The 18,375-nt window shown below is 66.7% G+C and carries 16 protein-coding genes and 1 tRNA gene; 7 read left to right on the top strand and 10 right to left on the bottom strand.

Going from position 1 to position 18,375, the window contains the following annotated elements; translation table 11 throughout:
• Position 1: 1 nt before the first annotated feature.
• Entirely contained in the window at positions 2 to 1,045 is a 1,044-nt protein-coding gene (pdhA, locus tag U1703_RS00355; RefSeq protein ID WP_320451163.1) for a pyruvate dehydrogenase (acetyl-transferring) E1 component subunit alpha, read from the bottom strand.
• A 171-nt stretch (positions 1,046 to 1,216) separates the two neighbouring features.
• Here pdhA and U1703_RS00350 point away from each other — a divergent pair, with 171 nt between their 5' ends.
• Genes U1703_RS00350 through U1703_RS00340 form a run of 3 tightly spaced genes read left to right on the top strand, consistent with a single transcriptional unit; the run spans position 1,217 to position 4,769 of the window.
• On the top strand, positions 1,217 to 2,569 hold the full coding sequence (locus tag U1703_RS00350) for an MFS transporter (protein ID WP_332784112.1): 1,353 nt from the start codon (positions 1,217 to 1,219) through the stop codon (positions 2,567 to 2,569).
• The gene (gene cysK, locus U1703_RS00345) at positions 2,566 to 3,486 is read left to right on the top strand and encodes a cysteine synthase A (RefSeq protein WP_332784111.1); all 921 of its coding nucleotides are present in this window, start codon (positions 2,566 to 2,568) and stop codon (positions 3,484 to 3,486) included. The genes U1703_RS00350 and cysK overlap by 4 nt, the downstream gene beginning before the upstream one ends.
• Positions 3,483 to 4,769 carry a cell wall hydrolase gene (locus U1703_RS00340; protein ID WP_332784110.1) on the top strand — a complete coding sequence of 429 codons (1,287 nt, stop codon included), beginning with the start codon at positions 3,483 to 3,485 and terminating at the stop codon, positions 4,767 to 4,769. Before cysK ends, U1703_RS00340 begins: the two co-directional genes overlap by 4 nt.
• 4 nt (positions 4,770 to 4,773) lie before the next feature.
• Here U1703_RS00340 and U1703_RS00335 read toward each other — a convergent pair whose 3' ends face one another.
• The 4 genes from U1703_RS00335 to U1703_RS00320 all read right to left on the bottom strand — a co-directional run bounded on the left by U1703_RS00335 (position 4,774) and on the right by U1703_RS00320 (position 6,402).
• Complete coding sequence (locus U1703_RS00335) at positions 4,774 to 5,184, bottom strand: MerR family transcriptional regulator (RefSeq protein ID WP_332784109.1); 411 nt, start codon at positions 5,182 to 5,184, stop codon at positions 4,774 to 4,776.
• Positions 5,185 to 5,216: 32 nt separating this feature from the next.
• Positions 5,217 to 5,711: a hypothetical protein gene (locus U1703_RS00330; RefSeq protein WP_332784108.1), complete on the bottom strand. Its 495-nt coding sequence runs from the start codon at positions 5,709 to 5,711 to the stop codon at positions 5,217 to 5,219.
• 8 nt (positions 5,712 to 5,719) lie between these two features.
• Positions 5,720 to 6,082, bottom strand: a complete 363-nt coding sequence (hisI, locus tag U1703_RS00325) for a phosphoribosyl-AMP cyclohydrolase (RefSeq protein WP_332784107.1) — start codon at positions 6,080 to 6,082, stop codon at positions 5,720 to 5,722.
• A 68-nt stretch (positions 6,083 to 6,150) separates the two neighbouring features.
• The gene (locus U1703_RS00320) at positions 6,151 to 6,402 is read right to left on the bottom strand and encodes a Rho termination factor N-terminal domain-containing protein (RefSeq protein ID WP_332784106.1); all 252 of its coding nucleotides are present in this window, start codon (positions 6,400 to 6,402) and stop codon (positions 6,151 to 6,153) included.
• A gap of 144 nt (positions 6,403 to 6,546) precedes the next feature.
• Here U1703_RS00320 and purF point away from each other — a divergent pair, with 144 nt between their 5' ends.
• Complete coding sequence (gene purF / locus U1703_RS00315) at positions 6,547 to 7,998, top strand: amidophosphoribosyltransferase (RefSeq protein WP_320451171.1); 1,452 nt, start codon at positions 6,547 to 6,549, stop codon at positions 7,996 to 7,998.
• Positions 7,998 to 8,708, top strand: coding sequence for an SDR family NAD(P)-dependent oxidoreductase (locus U1703_RS00310; RefSeq protein ID WP_332784105.1), 711 nt, complete (start codon positions 7,998 to 8,000; stop codon positions 8,706 to 8,708). The genes purF and U1703_RS00310 overlap by 1 nt, the downstream gene beginning before the upstream one ends.
• A 134-nt stretch (positions 8,709 to 8,842) precedes the next feature.
• Here U1703_RS00310 and U1703_RS00305 read toward each other — a convergent pair whose 3' ends face one another.
• From U1703_RS00305 to U1703_RS00290, 4 genes are read right to left on the bottom strand one after another with little or no spacing between them, the layout of a single operon-like run.
• Entirely contained in the window at positions 8,843 to 9,814 is a 972-nt protein-coding gene (locus U1703_RS00305) for a DNA polymerase III delta subunit-related protein (RefSeq protein ID WP_332784400.1), read from the bottom strand.
• Positions 9,815 to 9,824: 10 nt separating this feature from the next.
• Positions 9,825 to 10,997 carry a D-alanyl-D-alanine carboxypeptidase family protein gene (locus U1703_RS00300; RefSeq protein WP_414712000.1) on the bottom strand — a complete coding sequence of 391 codons (1,173 nt, stop codon included), beginning with the start codon at positions 10,995 to 10,997 and terminating at the stop codon, positions 9,825 to 9,827.
• A 31-nt stretch (positions 10,998 to 11,028) separates the two neighbouring features.
• Positions 11,029 to 11,706, bottom strand: coding sequence for a septal ring lytic transglycosylase RlpA family protein (locus U1703_RS00295; protein WP_332784104.1), 678 nt, complete (start codon positions 11,704 to 11,706; stop codon positions 11,029 to 11,031).
• The gene (locus U1703_RS00290) at positions 11,690 to 12,706 is read right to left on the bottom strand and encodes a lytic murein transglycosylase (RefSeq protein ID WP_332784399.1); all 1,017 of its coding nucleotides are present in this window, start codon (positions 12,704 to 12,706) and stop codon (positions 11,690 to 11,692) included. Before U1703_RS00290 ends, U1703_RS00295 begins: the two co-directional genes overlap by 17 nt.
• Positions 12,707 to 12,896: 190 nt before the next feature.
• Here U1703_RS00290 and U1703_RS00285 point away from each other — a divergent pair.
• A tRNA-Ser gene (locus U1703_RS00285) sits at positions 12,897 to 12,986 on the top strand.
• Positions 12,987 to 13,299: 313 nt separating this feature from the next.
• Positions 13,300 to 16,902, top strand: coding sequence for a family 43 glycosylhydrolase (locus tag U1703_RS00280; RefSeq protein ID WP_332784103.1), 3,603 nt, complete (start codon positions 13,300 to 13,302; stop codon positions 16,900 to 16,902).
• Here U1703_RS00280 and U1703_RS00275 read toward each other — a convergent pair.
• The gene (locus U1703_RS00275; protein ID WP_332784102.1) at positions 16,877 to 18,343 is read right to left on the bottom strand and encodes a family 43 glycosylhydrolase; all 1,467 of its coding nucleotides are present in this window, start codon (positions 18,341 to 18,343) and stop codon (positions 16,877 to 16,879) included. The genes U1703_RS00280 and U1703_RS00275 overlap by 26 nt on opposite strands.
• Between the last annotated feature and the right edge of the window lie 32 nt (positions 18,344 to 18,375).

The following is an 18,375-nucleotide window of genomic DNA, read 5'->3' as shown; positions in this document are numbered from 1 at the left end:
CTCAGTAACGCTCCACCAGCACTTCAGTGTAGAGTTCAGCCACATCGGGCTCGGGGGTCTGCTCGGCGAAGTCCGCCGCTTCGTTCACCTGCTTGCGGATGTCCTGCTCCAGGACCTTCAGATCGGCCTCGGTGACGCCCTGCTCTTCGAGCAGCTTCTTGACGTGGTCGATCGGGTCGGACTTGTCGCGAACGCCCTGCACTTCTTCGCGGCTGCGATACTTGGCGGGGTCGGACATGGAGTGACCGCGATAGCGATAGGTCTTCATCTCGAGGATGACCGGACCCTTGCCCGCGCGGACCCAGGCCAGCGCCTCCTCGGCGGCACCGCGACAGGCCAGCACGTCCATGCCGTCGACCTGGATGCCGGGGATGCGGAAGCTCTCGCCACGGCGATACAGCTGATCCTCGGACGAGGCGCGGTTGACCGCCGTGCCCATGGCGTACTGGTTGTTCTCGATCACGAAGATGATCGGGAGCTTCCACAGCTCGGCCATGTTGAAGCTCTCGTACACCTGGCCCTGATTGGCCGCGCCATCGCCGAAATAGGCGAGGCAGACGCCGCCGTCATTGCTGTACTTGTGCCCGAACGCCAGGCCGGTGCCCAGCGACACCTGCGCGCCGACGATGCCGTGGCCGCCATAGAATTTATGCTCGGTCGAGAACATGTGCATCGACCCGCCCTTGCCCTTGGAGATGCCGGCGGCACGCCCCGTAAGCTCGGCCATGATGACCTTGGGATCGATGCCGTAAGCCAGCATATGGCCATGGTCGCGGTATCCGGTGATCACCGAATCCTTGTCGCCGTCGAGCGCCGACTGCAGACCCACCGCCACGGCCTCCTGGCCGATATACAGGTGGCAGAAACCGCCGATCAGGCCGAGGCCATAAAGCTGACCCGCCTTTTCTTCGAAGCGGCGGATCAGGAGCATCTGCTTGTAGAAATCCAGCAACTGTTCCTTGGTAGCCTGGAACGGTTGCGGTTCGGCGGGACGCTCCCGATTGGGAATGGGGGGCTCGCTGGTACGGCTTGGAGCTTTTGCCACAGTCGGGAACACCTTTGTTTCCGTTAGGGAAGGATCGACGCCTATTGGCGTGCTTTGTGACGAAACTCAATTCCCCCTATTAATTCCCATCAGCACAGCAGGAATTTAGGGGCGAATAGCTTTGCCTCGGTTGCCTTGTCGGCGAAGCGCAGCCTACAACGCTGGCAGATTATGGATAGACCTCTTCACCCGTTCCGCATCGCGAATTTCCGCAGCTACTGGCTGTCGCGGTTCAGCGGGACCATCGCGGTATCGGCCATGTCGATCGTCATCGGCTGGCAAGTGTACAATCTGGCGCGTGAGACGATGGACGTGCGCCAGGCCGCGTTCATGCTGGGCATGATCGGCTTTGCGCAGTTCGTGCCGCTGTTCCTCCTCACCCCGATCACCGGGCTGGTCGCGGACAGCGTCGACCGGCGCTGGATCGTGCGGGCGACCACCGCGTTGCTGGTGCTGACCGCCGCGAGCCTGTGGGGCCTGACATGGTCGGGGCATCTGTCGCTGGGGGCATTGTTCACCGCCGCCGTCGCCTTCGGCATCGCCCGCGCCTTCTCGGGACCGGCCTATTCCTCGCTCGCCCCCAATCTGGTGCCGCGCGAGAGCCTGCCCACCGCCATCGCCGTCAGTTCGATCGCGTGGCAGGTCGGCACGATCGCGGGGCCCAGCGTCGGCGGCCTGCTCTACGCGGTGCACCCGGAGTTCGCCTACGGCGTCGCGACGCTGTTGTTCGCGGTCGCGCTGTTCTGCATCTTCCTGATCGGCCCGGTGCCGCAACCGCCTGTCCAGACCGATCATCGCCCGCTGGCCCGAATCGTGGAGGGGTTCAGCTATGTCCGCCGCAACCGGCTGGTGCAGGCGACGATCACGCTCGATCTGTTCGCGGTGCTGCTGGCGGGGGCGACCTCGCTGTTGCCGGTCTATGCGCGCGACATCCTGCATGTCGGGTCGCAGGGGCTGGGCGTGCTGGCGGCGGGGATGGGCATCGGCGCGGCGACCACCGCCATCTGGTTCTCGATCAAGCCGATGACGTCGAATGTCGGCGTGAAGATGCTGATCGCCGTCGTCGTCTTCGGCCTGTCGATCCTGACCTTCGGCATCGCCAGCCACATCACCGGCGCGCTCGGCCTGACCAGCGGCACGGTGGGACTGGGCGGGGCGAACATCTTCGTCCATCCCGCCTTCCTCCTCAGCCTGGTCGCGCTGATCGTGGCGGGCGGCGCGGACATGGTGTCGGTCTATGTCCGCCAGTCGCTGATCCAGCTTCACACGCCCGACGCCATGCGCGGGCGGGTGAGCGCAGTGTCGCAGCTGACCATCTCGGCCTCCAACGAGCTGGGCGAGTTCGAGAGCGGGGTCATGGCCTCGCTGCTCGGTCCCGTCGGCGCGGTGGTGTTCGGCGGGGTCGGCGCGATCGGCGTCACCCTGCTCTGGTCGCGACTGTTTCCGGAACTCCGGCGCGCGCGAACCTTTGATCCGCCTGAAATCCTTGTAACCGAACCAACCCACGGAGAAGCCAAGCCATGAAGGCCAACACCATCCTGGAGACGATCGGCAACACGCCGCATGTGAAGATCCAGCGGCTGTTCCCGGGATCCGAGGTCTGGATCAAGTCGGAGCGTTCCAACCCCGGCGGCTCGATCAAGGACCGTATCGCGCTCGCCATGATCGAGGCAGCCGAAGCCAATGGCGACCTGAAGCCCGGCGGTACGATCGTCGAGCCGACCAGCGGCAACACCGGTGTCGGCTTGGCGATGGTCGCGGCGGTCAAGGGTTACAAACTGATCCTGGTGATGCCCGAATCCATGTCGATCGAGCGCCGCCGCCTCATGCTGGCCTATGGCGCGACCTTCGACCTGACCCCGCGCGAAAAGGGCATGAAGGGCGCGATCGAGCGCGCGCTGGAAATCGTGCGCGAGACGCCCGGCGCCTGGATGCCGCAGCAGTTCGAGAACCCGGCAAACATCGACGTGCATGTCCGCACGACCGCGCAGGAAATCCTGAACGATTTCCGCGATTCGCCGATCGACGTCATCATCACCGGTGTCGGCACCGGCGGCCACATCACCGGCGTCGCAGAGGCGCTGAAGAAGGAATGGCCGCAGTTGAAGGTCTATGCGGTGGAGCCCGCCGCCTCGCCGGTCATCCAGGGTGGCCAGCCGGGTCCGCACCCGATCCAGGGCATCGGCGCGGGCTTCATCCCCGCCAACCTCCACACCCAGGCGATCGACGGCGTGATCGAGGTCGATGCCAATGTCGCCAAGGACATGGCGCGTCGCTCGGCCCGCGAGGAAGGGCTGCTGGTCGGCATCTCGTCGGGCGCCACGCTGGCGGCGATCCTGCAGAAGCTGCCCGACCTGCCCGAGGGGGTGCGCGTGCTGGGCTTCAACTATGACACGGGCGAGCGCTATCTGTCGGTGCCGGACTTCCTGCCCGAACAGTGAGCACGCCGGATCGGCCGCGCGGCGGCATCCGCGCGGCGCTTTTCGCCATCGCCGGTACGGCCAGTGTCGTGCCGGCTTTGCTCGTGGCGAACGCCCCCGCCATCCCCAAGGCCCAGCGCGCCGCCACCCAGCGGCTGCGGCAGGCGCAACGCGTCGTGCCGCCCGCCGAGCTGCCGCCGGTCGAACCGGTCGCCTTCATCGACATGAGCCCGGACGAGGCGCGCGCCTATAATGAAGGCGTGCCCTTCTCCACTGACCCCAATCCCGCCGCGCGCCCGTTCGTCTATCGGGGCGCGGCCGAGGACAAGGCGCGGGCGCTCGACTGTCTGGCGGCGGGCGTGCTCTATGAGGCAGGCGACGATGTGACGGGCGAACAAGCCGTGGCGCAAGTCGTCCTCAACCGCCTGCGCCACCCTGCTTTTCCCAAGACGGTGTGCGGTGTGGTGTTCGAGGGGCAGGAGCGATCGACCGGCTGTCAATTCACCTTCAGCTGCGACGGCGCGCTGACCAAATGGCAACCGCCCGAAGCCGCCTGGACCCGCGCGCGCGAGATTGCGGCGATGGCCCTGAACGGCAAGGTCTTCCGCCCCGTCGGCCATTCGACCCATTATCACACCGACTGGGTCGTCCCTTATTGGCAGGCCAGTCTGGACAAGGTGGCGCGGGTCGGCAGCCATTTGTTCTTCCGCTGGTCCGGCTGGTGGGGAACCCCGCCTGCCTTCAACCGGCATCTCGTTCCCGGCGAGCCGGTGATCGAGCATCTCGCCCCCTTCTCGCCCGCCCATAGCGCAGGGGCCAAAGCCACCGACCAGGCGGGGGCCGCACTCGCCGAAGCAGGGGTGGTGACGGGCGTCGCGGTTCCGCTGGCCAGTGACCCGGACATGTTCCTGGCGCCCTTGCCGGTCGGCCTGACGCCGGAGGGTTTCCCGGCCTATGCGACGACGCTGTGCGGTGAGCGCAAGCGTTGCACGGTCATGCTGTGGCGCGAAGCGCCCATACCGCAGGCGGTTCCCCTGACCGCGCCTCAGATGGAGACCATGGCGTTCAGCTATCTGCGCGACGCGGCCTCTGGGCTGGAGCGCACGCTGTGGAACTGCAAATTCTATCCGGCGGTGCCGTCGACCCGGTGCATGAAGCGCCAGACCCTGACCGTCACGCCCCCCACGCCGGTCGCCAGCCCGACGCCGCAGCCCAGCCCTTCGCCCACCCCCTCGGGCGAATTGGGCGGGGTTCGGCGGGCCGGCAATCCTGCAAGCGAGGCCAAGCCATCGCCCCAGCCGTAAGGCCTCAGTCGTGGTGAGAACGGACGACCGCGACGAAGTCGGTCAGTTCGGCGATCGCCGCGTCGATATCACGCTTCTGAGCCAGCAACGCGTCGATCTTGGCCGTGCAGCGGGCGACGGTCACCTCGCGCTGCTGGCGACGGCCATCGCCCAGATCGTAGAGGTCGATCATCTCGCGGATATCGGCCAGGCTGAACCCCACCCGCTTGCCACGCAAAATCCAGGCGAGCCTGGCCCGGTCACGCTGAGAATAGATGCGCTGCGTCCCCCGCCGTTCGGGCGAGATCAGCCCCTCGTCCTCGTAGAAGCGCAGCGCCCGCGCGGTAACGCCGAATTCGGCGCATAGTTCGGTAATCGAGTAATCGTCGCGATCGGCGCGCGGCAGCGGTTCGGCGGAGGCGGCGACCTGGGTCATCACGATCAGGCTATATACCCTTTACGTGAACGTCAATCGACGCAAAGCGCCTTGCCTCCCGGACTGCGCAGCGTCCGTGCCTCCGCCAGGGATGCGCTGACCCGCTCGACGATCAACGCGGACAGGGTGGCGCGGCCGGTACACAGGGTGGTGCAGGCGGCGGGCAGTGAAGCCGGAAACTCGATGCTGTCCCCATCGAAGCGCGCTGCAAAACGGCACTCCCCGAACGCGACCTTCAATTCGGGGCCCGAACGCTGCAGCGTGCCCGACGCGACGCAGCCCTGCCCTTCACCATAATCCAGCGTCACGCCGATCCGCCGCGCCGAGCCATCACCGCTTCGCGTTGGGGATATGCACATCCGGTCGCTGTCACGCGACCAGACGCCGTCGAGCGGCGCGGCGGCGGGGTCCGCGACCAGTCCGGCCGCAATGCTCGCGGTTTCCAGACGTTCGCCCGCGGCATTGTCGGCGCCGTCACCCCCCTGCCCGCACCCCGCCAAAATCAGGAGACCTGCCAGGGCGATCACGCCCCGCTTCACGCGACCGACACCAACCCGTCGCCCTCGATCCGGCGAAAGAAGCAACTGCGCGCGCCGGTGTGACAAGCCGGACCCGCCGGCTCGCATATCAGCCAGAGCGCATCCTGATCGCAGTCGATCCGCATCTCCACGACGCGCAGCACATTGCCCGAGCTTTCGCCCTTCTTCCACAACCGCCCACGGCTACGCGACCAGAAATGGGCCTCACCGGTGGTCCGCGTGGCGTCAAGCGCCTCGGCATTCATATGCGCGACCATCAGCAGTTCGCCGGTCGCGCGATCGGTCACGATCGCGGTCAGCAAGCCATGGGCGTCGAATTTGGGGTCGAGCGTCAGCCCGGTGTCGCGGTGGTCGGCCATGCGGCGGGGTTAGAGTGAAACGGGGCGAAAGTCATCCGTTGCCGGTGTTGCCCGCCGCTGATCCCACCTCACCCATGACCGCGAATCGCGTCGACGAGTTCAGCCTTGGTCATCTTCGACCGGCCCGCGATGCCGATCTTGCGCGCCTCGGCCATCAGGTCGACCTTCGTGCGATCCTCCAAATGGGTCGCATTGTGGCTCAGGGAGCCATTCGCCTTGGCATTGGCGACGCGTGCGGCCTTTTCCTTGGACTGGCCCTGCTTGCGCAGCTCTTCGTAGAGCGCATCGTCCTTGATCTGGGCGCCGTGATCGCGTGCCATATGCCATCCCTTCCGTTGGGGCCCGAAACGCAGTCTTCGCGAAAATGATCCCGCCGATGATGACAAACAGGCGACAAACGCCGATCACATTCCTATATGCGCCCCGTCTGCCCCTTAGTTGCGAACGTTGCGAGCGCCTCTCCCATGCTGACCACCAACCCCTTCGACGACGACAAACTCCGCGAGGAATGCGGCATCTTCGGTGTGTCCGGCGCCACCGGCGCGGCCGCGCTGACCGCGCTGGGCCTTCATGCGCTCCAGCATCGCGGGCAGGAAGCGGCGGGCATCACCAGCTTCGATGGCACCGTGTTCCACACCCACCGCGCGATGGGCCATGTCGCGGGCAATTTCGACCGCGACGACGTGATCCGTGGCCTGCCCGGCGAGGTCGCCTGCGGCCATGTCCGCTACTCGACGACCGGCGACACCTCGCTGCGCAACGTCCAGCCGCTTTATGCCGATCTGTCGACCGGCGGCTTCGCCATCGCGCATAACGGCAATATTTCCAACGCGATGAAGCTGCGTCGCGAACTCGTCCGTCGCGGTTCGATCTTCCAGTCGACCAGCGATACCGAGACAATCATCCACATGGTCGCGACCTCCAACTACCGCACCTTGCTCGACCGTTTCATCGACGCGCTGAAGCAGGTCGAGGGCGGCTATGCGCTGATCGTGATGACGCCGGAGGGCATGATCGCCTGCCGCGATCCGCTGGGCATCCGTCCGCTGGTCATGGGCCGCCTGGACGGCGCGGTGATCTTCGCCTCGGAGACGGTGGCGCTCGACGTGTGCGGCGCGACCTTCGAGCGTGCGGTCGAACCGGGCGAGCTGGTCATCGTCCAGGGTACCGAAATCCGCTCGATCCGCCCCTTCCAGGCGGTCGATCCGCGCCCGTGCATCTTCGAATGGGTCTATTTCAGCCGCCCCGATTCGATTGCGGGCGACCAGTCCGTCTATTCGGTGCGCAAGGAAATCGGTGCGCAGCTGGCCCATGAAGCACCGGTCGAGGCCGACCTGGTCATCCCGGTGCCCGATTCGGGCGTGCCTGCCGCGATCGGCTATGCCCAGGCATCGGGTATTCCGTTCGAGCTGGGCATCATCCGCTCCCACTATGTCGGCCGCACCTTCATCCAGCCAGGTGACAAGGTCCGCCATCTCGGCGTCAAGCTGAAGCACAATGCCAATCGCGCGCTGATCCAGGGCAAGCGGATCATCCTGGTCGACGATTCGATCGTGCGCGGCACGACCAGCCTCAAGATCGTGCAGATGATGCGCGAGGCGGGTGCGGCGGAAGTGCATATGCGTATCGCATCGCCCCCCACGCGCCATTCGTGCTTCTACGGCGTCGACACGCCCGAGCGTGCCAAGCTGCTCGCGGCCAAGCTCGACCTGGGCGGCATGACCGACTTCATCCATGCCGACAGCCTCTCCTTCGTGTCGATCGAGGGCCTGTACAAGGCGCTCAACGCGACGCGCGGCGAAAAGCCCAGCTATTGCGATGCGTGCTTCACTGGCGACTATCCGACCACGCTGACCGACCATGACGAAACCGCCTCGGTCGACCAGTTCGCGATGCTGGCCGAGCGGGTCGCCTGATGGCGGGTGCGCTCGACGGCAAGCTGGCGCTGGTCACCGGCGCCAGTCGCGGCATCGGTGCGGCCACCGCCATCGCGCTGGGGGCGGCAGGCGCGCACGTCGTCCTGACCGCGCGCACGCCGAAGGGCTTGGAGGAGGTCGAGGAGACCATCTTCAACGCTGGCGGCTCGGCGACCATCGCGCCGCTCGACCTGGCCGAGAATGAATCGATCGGCCGTCTGGCCGCTGCGATCGGCGAGCGCTGGCAGGCGCTCGACGTGCTGGTGCTGAACGCCGGGATGCTCGGCACGCTGGCCGCCGTGCCCGCGATCGACGCCAAGGAATTCGCGCGCGTCTTGACGCTGAACGTCAGCGCACAGGCCGCGATGATCGCCGCGTTCGACCCCATGCTGCGCCGCTCGGCGGCGGCGCGGGTGATCGGCGTCACTTCGTCGGTCGGCCGCAAACCGCGTGCCTATTGGGGGGCTTATGGCGCATCCAAGGCGGCGTTCGAGACGTTGCTTGGTGCCTACGGCGACGAGACGACGGAGATCAGCAAGATCCGCACCGCCATCGTCGATCCCGGCGCAACGCGGACCCAGATGAGGGCCAAGGCCTATCCTGGGGAAGATCCAGCTTCGGTCAAGGCACCGGAAGTCGTGGCCGAGCGAATCCTGGCGCTGGCGGTCGACGGTTTCGACCCGGGGCATTTCGAGCGGGTGGGTTTGTAAGGGCTGTTTGGCTGACGGTGGGGCGTGGCCTTCGACTTCGCTCAGGCTGAGCGGAGTTAGGAGCGTTGGCCTTTCCCAAAAACCGTTCAGGCTGAGCGAAGTCGAAGCCCGCGCCCTGCTCCTACCCGGAACTCTCACCGCAACGTCGCGATAATCCCCGCCATCTCAAACACCGTCCCCTGGGCATCGAGTGAGAGCCCCCGCGCCGCCCCCGCGAGGTCCTGCGCCGCCGCATAGGCGTCCAGTGCGATCTTCAACCGAGGGCCCGACCGACCCCGCGCCTGACCGGCGACGAACGCGGGCGCCCGGTCCAGAAACGCCTCGTACCGCGCCTGCGCCGCCTTGCCCGCCAGCGACTTGGCCAGTTTCACCCGCTCGGCATTGCCCGGATCGCCCGTCTCGGCAATCCGCGCGATCGCGCTGTCCAGCCCGGCAATGTTGAGTCCGGCAAAGCGCAGGGCCCGCCCCGGTGCCCCGTCCGCCACCGCGACCAGCGAAGCGATCTCGTTCTCGTCCGCTTCGGGCAGTTGCTGGCGCAACACCCGCGCGACATCGGTATTGGACAGCCGCTCGAAGCGCAGCAACCGGCACCGCGACCGGATCGTCGGCAACAGTCGCCCCGGCGCGTGACTGACCAGCAGGAAGACCGTCCCCGCAGGCGGCTCCTCTAGGTTTTTCAGCAGCGCATTGGCCCCGCCGCGCTCCAGATCGTCGATCGCGTCGATCAGTACGACGCGCGCCGGTCCCATGGCGGGCGCGGTCGCGAACATGGGTTGCAGCGTGCGAACCTGCGCGATGGTGATCGACCGCGCCAGATCCTGATCGGGCTTTTCGGCATCCTTCGGCAACCGGGCCAGCACCCGGAAATCCGGGTGCGATCCCGCCGCCATCAGCCTCGCAGTGGGATGATCCTCCGGCACGGCAAGGCCGGGCGGCAAGCCCCCCGCCCCGCTCGCCCGCGCCAGCAGCCGGGTGGCCGCCGCGCGCGCGAAGCTGGCCTTGCCCACACCTTCCGGCCCGGCGATCAGCCAGGCATGGTGCAGCTTGGCCCCGCCCAGCGCGGCGGCGAAGGCAGCCTGGCCCGCATCATTGCCGACCGGCAGCATGGTCAAGCGATCAGCCGAAGAACGAGGTCAGCCCCGACCAGGCACGGCCGAAGAAGCCCGCCTCGGCGACGTCCTTGTCGGCGACCAGCGGCAGGCGCTGCGCGGGCATGTCGGGCGAGGTGACGACCAGATCGGCGATATGCTGGCCCGCCTTGATCGGTGCCTTGATCGGGCCCTGATAGACGACCTTGCCGCTGATCGCGGGGTCGAGCCCGGCGGGAAGCGTGACGGTCAGCTGGCGCGGCGCGACCAGCCCGACGCTGCTCGACGATCCCATCTGGACCTCGGCATCGGCGACCTTCTTGCCCTTGGCGACGACCGGCTTGGCCTGCCACGCACGGAAGCCCCAGTTCATGAACTTCACCGATTCCTCGGCGCGTGCATTCGAGCTGTTCAGGCCCGCCATCACCATCACCAGGCGGCGGCCATTCTGCTCGGCCGAACCGGTAAAGCCATAGCCAGCCTCCTCGGTATGGCCGGTCTTCAGCCCGTCGGCCCCCGCGACACGGCCCAGCAGCGGGTCACGGTTCGCCTGGGTGATGGCATTGCCGCCCATCGTCTTGCCCCACGAGAAGTCGCGGCGCGAGTAGAACTGCTTGTAGAGCTGCGGGAAGTCCTGGATCGTATGCTCGGCCAGGTCGGCCAGGTCACGCGCGGTGACATAGGTCACACCGCCGTCCGGCCAACCGTTCGAGGTGCCGAAATGGCTGTTGTTCAGCCCGATCTGCTTGGCGGTGCGGTTCATCCGCTCGGTGAAGTTCTGCTCGGTGCCCGCGATATGCTCGGCCAGCACGACACAGGCGTCGTTGCCCGACAGCGTGACGATGCCGTACAGCAGGTTGGCGACGCTGACCTGCTCGTTGGGCGACAGGAACATGGTCGAGCCCGCTTGCGGCCCATGCCACTTCTTCCAGGTTTCCGGCTGCACGGTGACCATGTCGCTCAGCTTCAGCTGGCCCTTCTTGACCAGGTCGAAGGCGACATAGACCGTCATCATCTTCGCCATCGACGCGGGCGGCATCCGGCGATCGGCATCCCGCTGGAACAGGATCGCGCCCGAGGACAGGTCCTTCATGAACGCGACCGGCGCGGGCGTGTCGAACTGCGGCGCGGCGGCGACCGAGGGGGTAACCATCGCGACCAGGGCGAGCGGAGCGGCAAATGATGCGTACAGGGTCTTCATGGGTGTTCCGTGACCAAAGGGAGCCGGGAGGTCAATCCTGATGCAGGATGCGGGCGTCTTCATAACCGGCCTGGACCGCCGCGTCACGCAGGGCTTTGGCACTTTCGGCGCTCATGCCCGACCGCTCGACCCGCCATAGCCGGCCAGCCGCGGTCGCATGCGCATCGAACCGCCGGGCCAGCGCCACAGCGCGCGGATGGCTGGAAAAGCTCGCCAGTTGCACGCGATATTGCGCGCGCGGATCGAGGGCGATCGGCCGGACGACCGGCGCCACCGCCGTCGCGCCCGCCAGGATCAGGCCAGGCCGATCGGTTCCGGGGCTCAGCGCCCGCAAACGGATATGCGCGACCGACCGCTTGTTCGTGCCCAGCAACCGTGCCGCGCCCAGCGACAGATCCGCCACCCGGTCACCCCGGCCCGGCCCGCGGTCGCCCACCCGCGCAACGATCGTGCGCCCCGTATCGACGTCCGTCACCTCGACCATCGATTCGAGCGGCAGGGTGCGGTGGGCGATCATCACGTCATCGGGGTCGAAGCGCTTGCCGGTCGCCGTCCGCCGTCCCGCCAGTTCATGGCCGTACCAGCTCGCCCGTCCGGTCGCGTCATACCCGCCATAACGCGGCGACGCCGAACCATCGGTGGTCGCCGCCGCGACCGGGGCCGCGAGCAGCGCCGCGGCCAGGGCGATCCACTCAGCCCGCAATCGCATCGGCCAGCAACCCCACCGAGAGCGCGTAGAAGTTCGAGCAGTTATAATCCAGGATCACCCGGTAGTTGCCGGTCAGCAGATAGGCGGTCGCCCCCTGCCCGTCGGGCTCCATCAGCGTCGCCAGCACCTGGTCGTTCGGCCAGGCCGCGCCCTGCGGCACGATGCCCATCGCGCGCCACTCGGCGATCGTCCGCCAACCGCTGTGCCGCTCGAACACGCGCGGGCAGCGTGGGCTGACCAGCCGGTTGCGGACCATCGAACGGTCGAAGCCCGCCGGCACCGTCACCGCAAAGCCCCAGGGCTGGCCCGCGCGCCATCCGGCATTGACGAAGTAGTTGCCGATCGAGGCCAGCGTGTCGGCCTCGCTGTTCCAGATGTCCGCACGCCCGTCGCCATCGCCGTCACGCGCGAGGCGCAGATAGATGGAGGGCAGGAACTGCGGATTGCCGGTCGCCCCCGCCCAGCTGCCCTTCAGCTGGTCGCGGGTGACGCCCCGGTCCATCATCTTCAGCGCGGCGATGAACTCCCCCTCGAACAGGGGCCGCCGCCGCCCTTCATAGGCCAGGCTGGCAAGCGAGCGGAGCAGATCGAAATTGCCGGTATAGGCCCCGTAATTCGTCTCATGCCCCCAGATGGCAACCATGATCGATTCGGGCACGCCCGTCTCACGCTCGATCCGCGACAGACGCGGGCGCTGCGCCAGATACTTGGTCCGCCCCCGGCCGATCCGCGCGGCATCGACATGCGCGGCCTTATAGGGTGCGAAGGGACTGAACCCCGAATTGGCCGGGCCGCCGGGCTGGCGTTGATCCAGTTCGATCACGCGGGCATTCAGGGTAAGCGTCGGCAAAACCGAGTCCAGCGTCGCGCGGCTGACCCCTTGCGCCGTCGCGGTGCCCCGCACCTGCTGAAGATAGCTTTGAAAGCCAGCCTCGTCCTGCGCCTGAGCCGGTACACCGCCGACCAGCATCGCCAAGGTCGAAATAAAGCCAAGGCGCATCACGCGCCGGGTAATTGTCCCCCACATGCCCGACTGTGTGCCATAGCCGGGGCCGCGCCGGAACCTCGCACCACCGCAACCCAGGCACAGCCAGCCGCTCTCCGGCACCGCCACCACGCTTCACGAACGGTAGTGCATTCGATGGTGGATTCCGCCTCACGCTTGGCGTACAGGCGCTGTCCGCCGATCCGGAAGAGTGGCCGAGCGGTTTAAGGCACCGGTCTTGAAAACCGGCGACGGTGTGAGCCGTCCGTGGGTTCGAATCCCACCTCTTCCGCCAGAACGCTGCAATTTCCTGCCGCTCTCACCTATTTGTCTATCATGTCCGCGAAGAGCGGTCGGTTGTCGCACGCGGGACGATAGCTTCGGTCGGTCGCGGAGGCGGTGAGCGGCCATTCTTCGTCCGACTAATTAGTGTGTTCGTCCAACCCTGCCACCAAAAGCCAGACTTAGGTCAGTGAGGATTTGCGCGGTCAAACTAGTCCACGACCCTCTAAATCACGCTCTTGCCATGCCGCAAATGTCCTACATAATGTGGCGATATGACGTGACGAGATGACGCGGTCATCATCGTCGCCACCGGGAGAGTCTGGATGAACGACGCGCGTTGCCCCCTGAGCCTGATCATCATCGCAGCGTCCGGCTTGGCGCTGGCAGGGGCCGCGCCGGTCGTGGATTCGACGACGGCCGCCATCGCCCAGGCTCTTCGCGGCGATCCCGCCTTTGCGGCTCCGATCCGGGGAAACATCACATTGCCCGACAATGCGTCGGCTCTGACCGGACTTCCCCGCAATGCGGATACCGCCGCCGCGCGGATCGCATGGCATTCCTCCAACCCGGCCGTCATCTCCGACACCGATCGAGGTCGTGGCGCTGACGTGGTGCGCAAAGGGGTGGTCATGCGCGGCGCGGTCGATCAGCGCATACGCCTGACCGCCACGGTTTCGCTTCCCGGTCACCGCCCGCTTGCCGTGCCGGTCGACGTGGTCGTGCAGGCCAAGCCGACAGCACCTCCCCCGCCCTCCGCCTATATGTTCGTCTATTTCACCGGCAACACGATCGACGGGGAAAAGCTGCGCTTTGCGGTGTCCGACGGCAACAACGCGCTGCAGTGGAAGACGCTGAACGATGCGCAGCCGATCTTGGAATCCGCTGAGGGCACGCGGGGGCTTCGCGATCCCTTCATCATGCGCTCGGCCGAGGGGGATCGCTTCTTCCTGCTCGCCACCGACCTTTCGACGGGACGTACCGGCTGGGATCGATCGACCAGCCAGGGCAGCCGGTATCTCGAAATCTGGGAATCGACCGACCTGATCCACTGGGGCAAGCAGCGCCATGTGCGGGTCAACCTGCCCAATGCCGGTATGACCTGGGCGCCCGAGGCGACCTATGACCCCATGATCGGCGCCTATGTCGTCTACTGGACGTCCACAATGTACAAGGACGCCGCGCATAGGATCGAGGACGGCAACGGGCCGCAGATCCTGCGCGCGACCACCCGCGACTTCCGCACCTTTTCCGCCCCCGTGCCCTGGTTCAAGGCGGCCGACGTCCCCGGTGCCGTCAAGGCCAAGGGCATGATCGATGCCACGGTCCTGAAGGACGGCGACCGATATTACCGCTTCACCAAGGTCAGCGATGCCGAGGGCTGTCCGTCCAGCGACATCCTTGCGCAAGCTTCTCCCTCGCTCCGCGCCGATGGTGCCTCCGGTGCATGGACGATCATCGACCGCTGCATCGGTCGTCGCAGCGGCACGCCGGAGGTGGAAGGCCCCACCGTGTTCCGTGCCAATCCCGGCGATACCAGCGGCTTTCGTTATTTCCTGTGGGTCGATGATTATGGCGGCGTGGGCTATATTCCGCTCGCCACCCATTCGCTTCAGGGCAAGATCCGGTGGACCTATCCCCGGCAGTTCAACCTGCCCAAATCGCCACGCCATGGCACGGTGCTGGCCATCACGGCGGCCGAGCGCGATGCGCTGGCAACGCGTTGGGACCGTGCCGATCCCGACACCACGACCCTTGCCGATCGCTGGATCGTCGCTCCGGTCCTGGCGTCGGGATCCCGCCTGCCTGTCCCGGCGGGTTACAAGGCCGTATGGCGCGCCGATGGCCGCGTCGTGCCCGACGGCGTCCTGACCAACACGGTTACGCAGGCACGGGTCATCCGCCTGGAGGGTACGCTGACTGGGGCAAACGGCACGAGCCTGACCAAGCAGTTCACCGTCAATCTGCTGGCAGCATCCTCCCGGCGGATCGAGGCCTATGCGCGGGTGCCGACCACGATCCAGGATGCCAACCAACCGACCGTAGCGCGAAGCGTTCATATGGGACTGACGGATGCGGACGGCCGGATGGTTCCGCTCAACGACGATTACGGCGTTGCGTTCGCGCGGGGCGACTATGTCGGGATCGACCGAGTGGCGCTTCGGGGCGTCGCATACCCGTCGCTCTTCTACTTCGCGGATGGCGAAATCGGCATCATCGCCGCACGCGTGGACATGGACGGCAATCCGGACCCTGGTGCGGCGGTCGTCTTCCGTCGCGATCCCCAGACCTCGGACTTTCGCGAGCTCGGCACGTTGGACCTGGGTGAGACAGCGGTTGGCATGACCATGCCACGGGCCATCTGGGATAGCTCTACCCGGCGCTATATCGTGTCATGGATCGACCGCTCAGGCCATCCACGCTGGACGACCGTCGCCGATCTCGCGCGGCAGGAGTGGCAGGTGACACCCTTTTATCCCGAAACGGGGGGACGAAGGCCGCGGATCGCCTCCACGGGTAATGTCGGACAGGTCCGCACCGGTGACGTGGCCGTGACGGCGAGCGACACATTGCCGATCGACGCCGCCACCGCAGCAGCACTGACCGCGCGGTACGGCCGTGTCGTCAACACCACGGTGACCATGGCCCCGCAAAGCATCGGCGTGGGACAGGCCCGTGCCCTCGACGGCGCGCGCGTGACCTTGGGATACTCGGACGGCTCCACCGCCACGCGTGCGGTCGATTGGGACGCCGAGGATCTTGCGCGCCTGACCCGGCCGGGCCGCTATCTGGTCCACGGCGCGGTCCGCCAGCGGCGCTATCCGGCGATCTTCGCCTTTAACCGAGCCGACCCCGACATCTATCGGTGGGAGCATAAGGGTCGCGTCCGTTATCTTTTCGTCGCCACCGACGACACGGACAACGACAATGTCGGCTCTGTGCATCTGCCGCTTCGTGTCGCGGACAGCATCGCGGATCTCGCCGACGACAATGGCGGCCGCGCGCGCGAAGTGGACCTGCTCAATCGACGGACCCGCCACGATCGCACGGCCGAGGGGCACGTGATCGCGGGCTGTTACTGGGCACCCGAAATTCACGAGATCGGCGGGAAGCTGTCGATCCTCTTCGCGCCTTGCTTCAACCCGAAGGACGGTCGATCGAGCGATGGGGGATTATGGTCGACCGTCCAGTCGCATATCATCCAGCTGCGCGATGGTGGCGATCCGGCCAATCCCGCCGACTGGTCAAAACCCGCCGCCATTCTGAAGGCCGACGGCAGCGCGCTGGGCCGAGCGGAAATGCCGGCCAATATCAGCCTCGACATGTCCTATTTCGAGGTGAAGGGCCAAGGCTATTACACCTGGTCGCAGCGCTATCTTCCTAAATCCGGCCCTCTGGGCGATCCCCTGACATGGATCGCCAAGGTCGATCCCACCAAGCCGACGCGACTTGCCAGCGCGCCGTCCCCGATCGTCGCGCCCGTAACCTCGGTCGAAGAGAACCTTGCCGAGGGCGCGTTCGCGCTCGTCCACGACAAGCGGGTGACGCTCATCTATTCCAGTTCCGGCGTCAGCCCGACCTATGTCGTCAACGGCATCTCCGCGCCCGTCGATGCGGATCTGACCCGGATCGATTCATGGCGCAAATGGTCTTCCCCGCTGCAGAAAAGCATGCCGATGCCCGCGGGCGACGAGGACTATCGCCGATACGAACAAGGGCCGGGGCACGGCGCCTTCACGAGCGACGAGGACGGCACCCCCCTCTATGTCTATCACAGCTGGGGCAATGGCGTCGGCGGGAACGGACGGGACGCGCGCATCCGTCGTGTTCACTGGGCGGCCGATGGTCGACCGCTACTCGACATGACGCCCGATGAAGAGGTTGCCCCTCCCAACCGTCGTGTCACGATGACGGTGACCGTTCGCTGAACCTCCATCGCCCGGCATCGCTGTCGGGGTCGAAGCGGGTCAGCGTTACGGTGCTGGTGCCGATCGCCATCAACGCGGTATCCTCGCCCTTGGCCTGGACCTTGGGGGTGATGCGGTAGCTGCCGTCGGTGAGTTGGTCGATCCGCCAGAGCTGCGCGTCGGCACAGGTATAGCGGGGCACCGCCTCGACCTCGCCCGCGCCGGTTGCGGCCAGCGTGCGCTCGGTGCCCGCGATGCCGATCCGGTAATAGGGTGCGCCCATATAGCCGCCCGCCATGGCCACCGGGGTGATCGTCCATTGCTGGTGCGGGCGGATCATATAGGCCGCCATGTCGACCCGCGTCGCCCCCTGCGGCCAGCTCGCGCTGTCCTGCGCCAGGGTCTGGTCGGGCAGCGATACGACCGGATCGGTCGGCTTGGCGCGGAAGCTGGCCCGTGCGTCGAAGGGGATGCGGACGAAGTCGACGAGCAGCTGAAGCGCGTTGCCGCTCCGCTCCGACTTGATCTCATAGGTGCCGGGGCGGACGTTGCTGCCCGCAACTGGCCAGCCGTCGCGCCATAGCAGCGGCTCGATCGCCAGCACGCTGCGGCCCGAACGGTTCATGTCCGCCTCGTAATGCATCGAGAATTTCTGCATGCCGCCGCCCAGATCGATCAGGCCGAAATGCCCAGGCCCCATCGCCCGCCCGCGCGCGCTGGCGACCAGCTTGCCGCCGCCCTTGAGCAGCGGCACCCCCATCGCATCGACATAGGGGCCCAGCACGCTGCGCGAGCGGCCGACACGGATATTGTAGGTCGAATTGGGCCCGTCGCAGCAGGTCCCGTGGGTGCCGAGCAGGTAGTACCAGCCGTCACGGTGCATCAGCGCGGTCGCCTCCATGTCGATCGCGATGTCGACCGGCCTGTTGCCCGCCATGCGCTGCCCGGTGGCGGGATCGAGCTCGACGATGCGGATGGCACCGAAGTAGGTGCCGTAGCTGAGCCACAATCGCCCATCGGCATAGAGAAAGGCCGGGTCGATCGCATCGTTGTTCTCGATCCCGTCGCTCGATGCGACCGTGCCGACATCGTGATAGCCGAAATCGGGCGACTTGGGGTCGAGCGTCCGGGTCCACATGATCTTCACGTCGCTGGCATGGCCGCCCGACATGCCCCCACCACCGACCGCATAGGCCACGTAATAGCGGTCGCCGATCTTGATGATGTCGGGCGCGACACCGCCGCCGGGGCGTACCGCGCCGCCGCGCCACGTCCAGCCATCGTCGGAGATCAGCCCGCCGCCGCGCGTGCCGAACGTGTACCATTTGCCGTCCGATCGGGTGACGGTCGAGGGATCATGGATGAAGACCTCCCCCGCCAGCTGCGCGGCGGCGGGGACGGGCATCACGCAGGCGCAGGCGCACGCCAGGGCGATATGGGCGGCAAGCGGGGCACGGCGCATCGGGGGCACTCCTTGGGTCGGTCGGGAGGCGC

Origin of the sequence: Sphingomonas flavida, assembly GCF_036663655.1 — a bacterium.
In the GTDB taxonomy this organism is placed as follows: domain Bacteria; phylum Pseudomonadota; class Alphaproteobacteria; order Sphingomonadales; family Sphingomonadaceae; genus Sphingomonas.
Note: the sequence above shows the minus strand (reverse complement) of the source record. Positions and strands in the feature narration are given on the sequence as shown.

Bases quoted from the DNA above. Each gene is read 5' to 3' on its own strand.
- U1703_RS00350 (WP_332784112.1), top strand. From the start codon at position 1,217: ATGGATAGACCTCTTCACCCGTTCCGCATCGCGAATTTCCGCAGCTAC.
- cysK (WP_332784111.1), top strand. From the start codon at position 2,566: ATGAAGGCCAACACCATCCTGGAGACGATCGGCAACACGCCGCATGTG.
- U1703_RS00335 (WP_332784109.1), bottom strand. From the start codon at position 5,184: ATGACCCAGGTCGCCGCCTCCGCCGAACCGCTGCCGCGCGCCGATCGC.
- hisI (WP_332784107.1), bottom strand. From the start codon at position 6,082: ATGGCCGACCACCGCGACACCGGGCTGACGCTCGACCCCAAATTCGAC.
- U1703_RS00320 (WP_332784106.1), bottom strand. From the start codon at position 6,402: ATGGCACGCGATCACGGCGCCCAGATCAAGGACGATGCGCTCTACGAA.
- purF (WP_320451171.1), top strand. From the start codon at position 6,547: ATGCTGACCACCAACCCCTTCGACGACGACAAACTCCGCGAGGAATGC.
- U1703_RS00310 (WP_332784105.1), top strand. From the start codon at position 7,998: ATGGCGGGTGCGCTCGACGGCAAGCTGGCGCTGGTCACCGGCGCCAGT.
- U1703_RS00305 (WP_332784400.1), bottom strand. From the start codon at position 9,814: ATGCTGCCGGTCGGCAATGATGCGGGCCAGGCTGCCTTCGCCGCCGCG.
- U1703_RS00300 (WP_414712000.1), bottom strand. From the start codon at position 10,997: ATGAAGACCCTGTACGCATCATTTGCCGCTCCGCTCGCCCTGGTCGCG.
- U1703_RS00295 (WP_332784104.1), bottom strand. From the start codon at position 11,706: ATGCGATTGCGGGCTGAGTGGATCGCCCTGGCCGCGGCGCTGCTCGCG.
- U1703_RS00290 (WP_332784399.1), bottom strand. From the start codon at position 12,706: ATGCGCCTTGGCTTTATTTCGACCTTGGCGATGCTGGTCGGCGGTGTA.
- U1703_RS00280 (WP_332784103.1), top strand. From the start codon at position 13,300: ATGAACGACGCGCGTTGCCCCCTGAGCCTGATCATCATCGCAGCGTCC.
- U1703_RS00275 (WP_332784102.1), bottom strand. From the start codon at position 18,343: ATGCGCCGTGCCCCGCTTGCCGCCCATATCGCCCTGGCGTGCGCCTGC.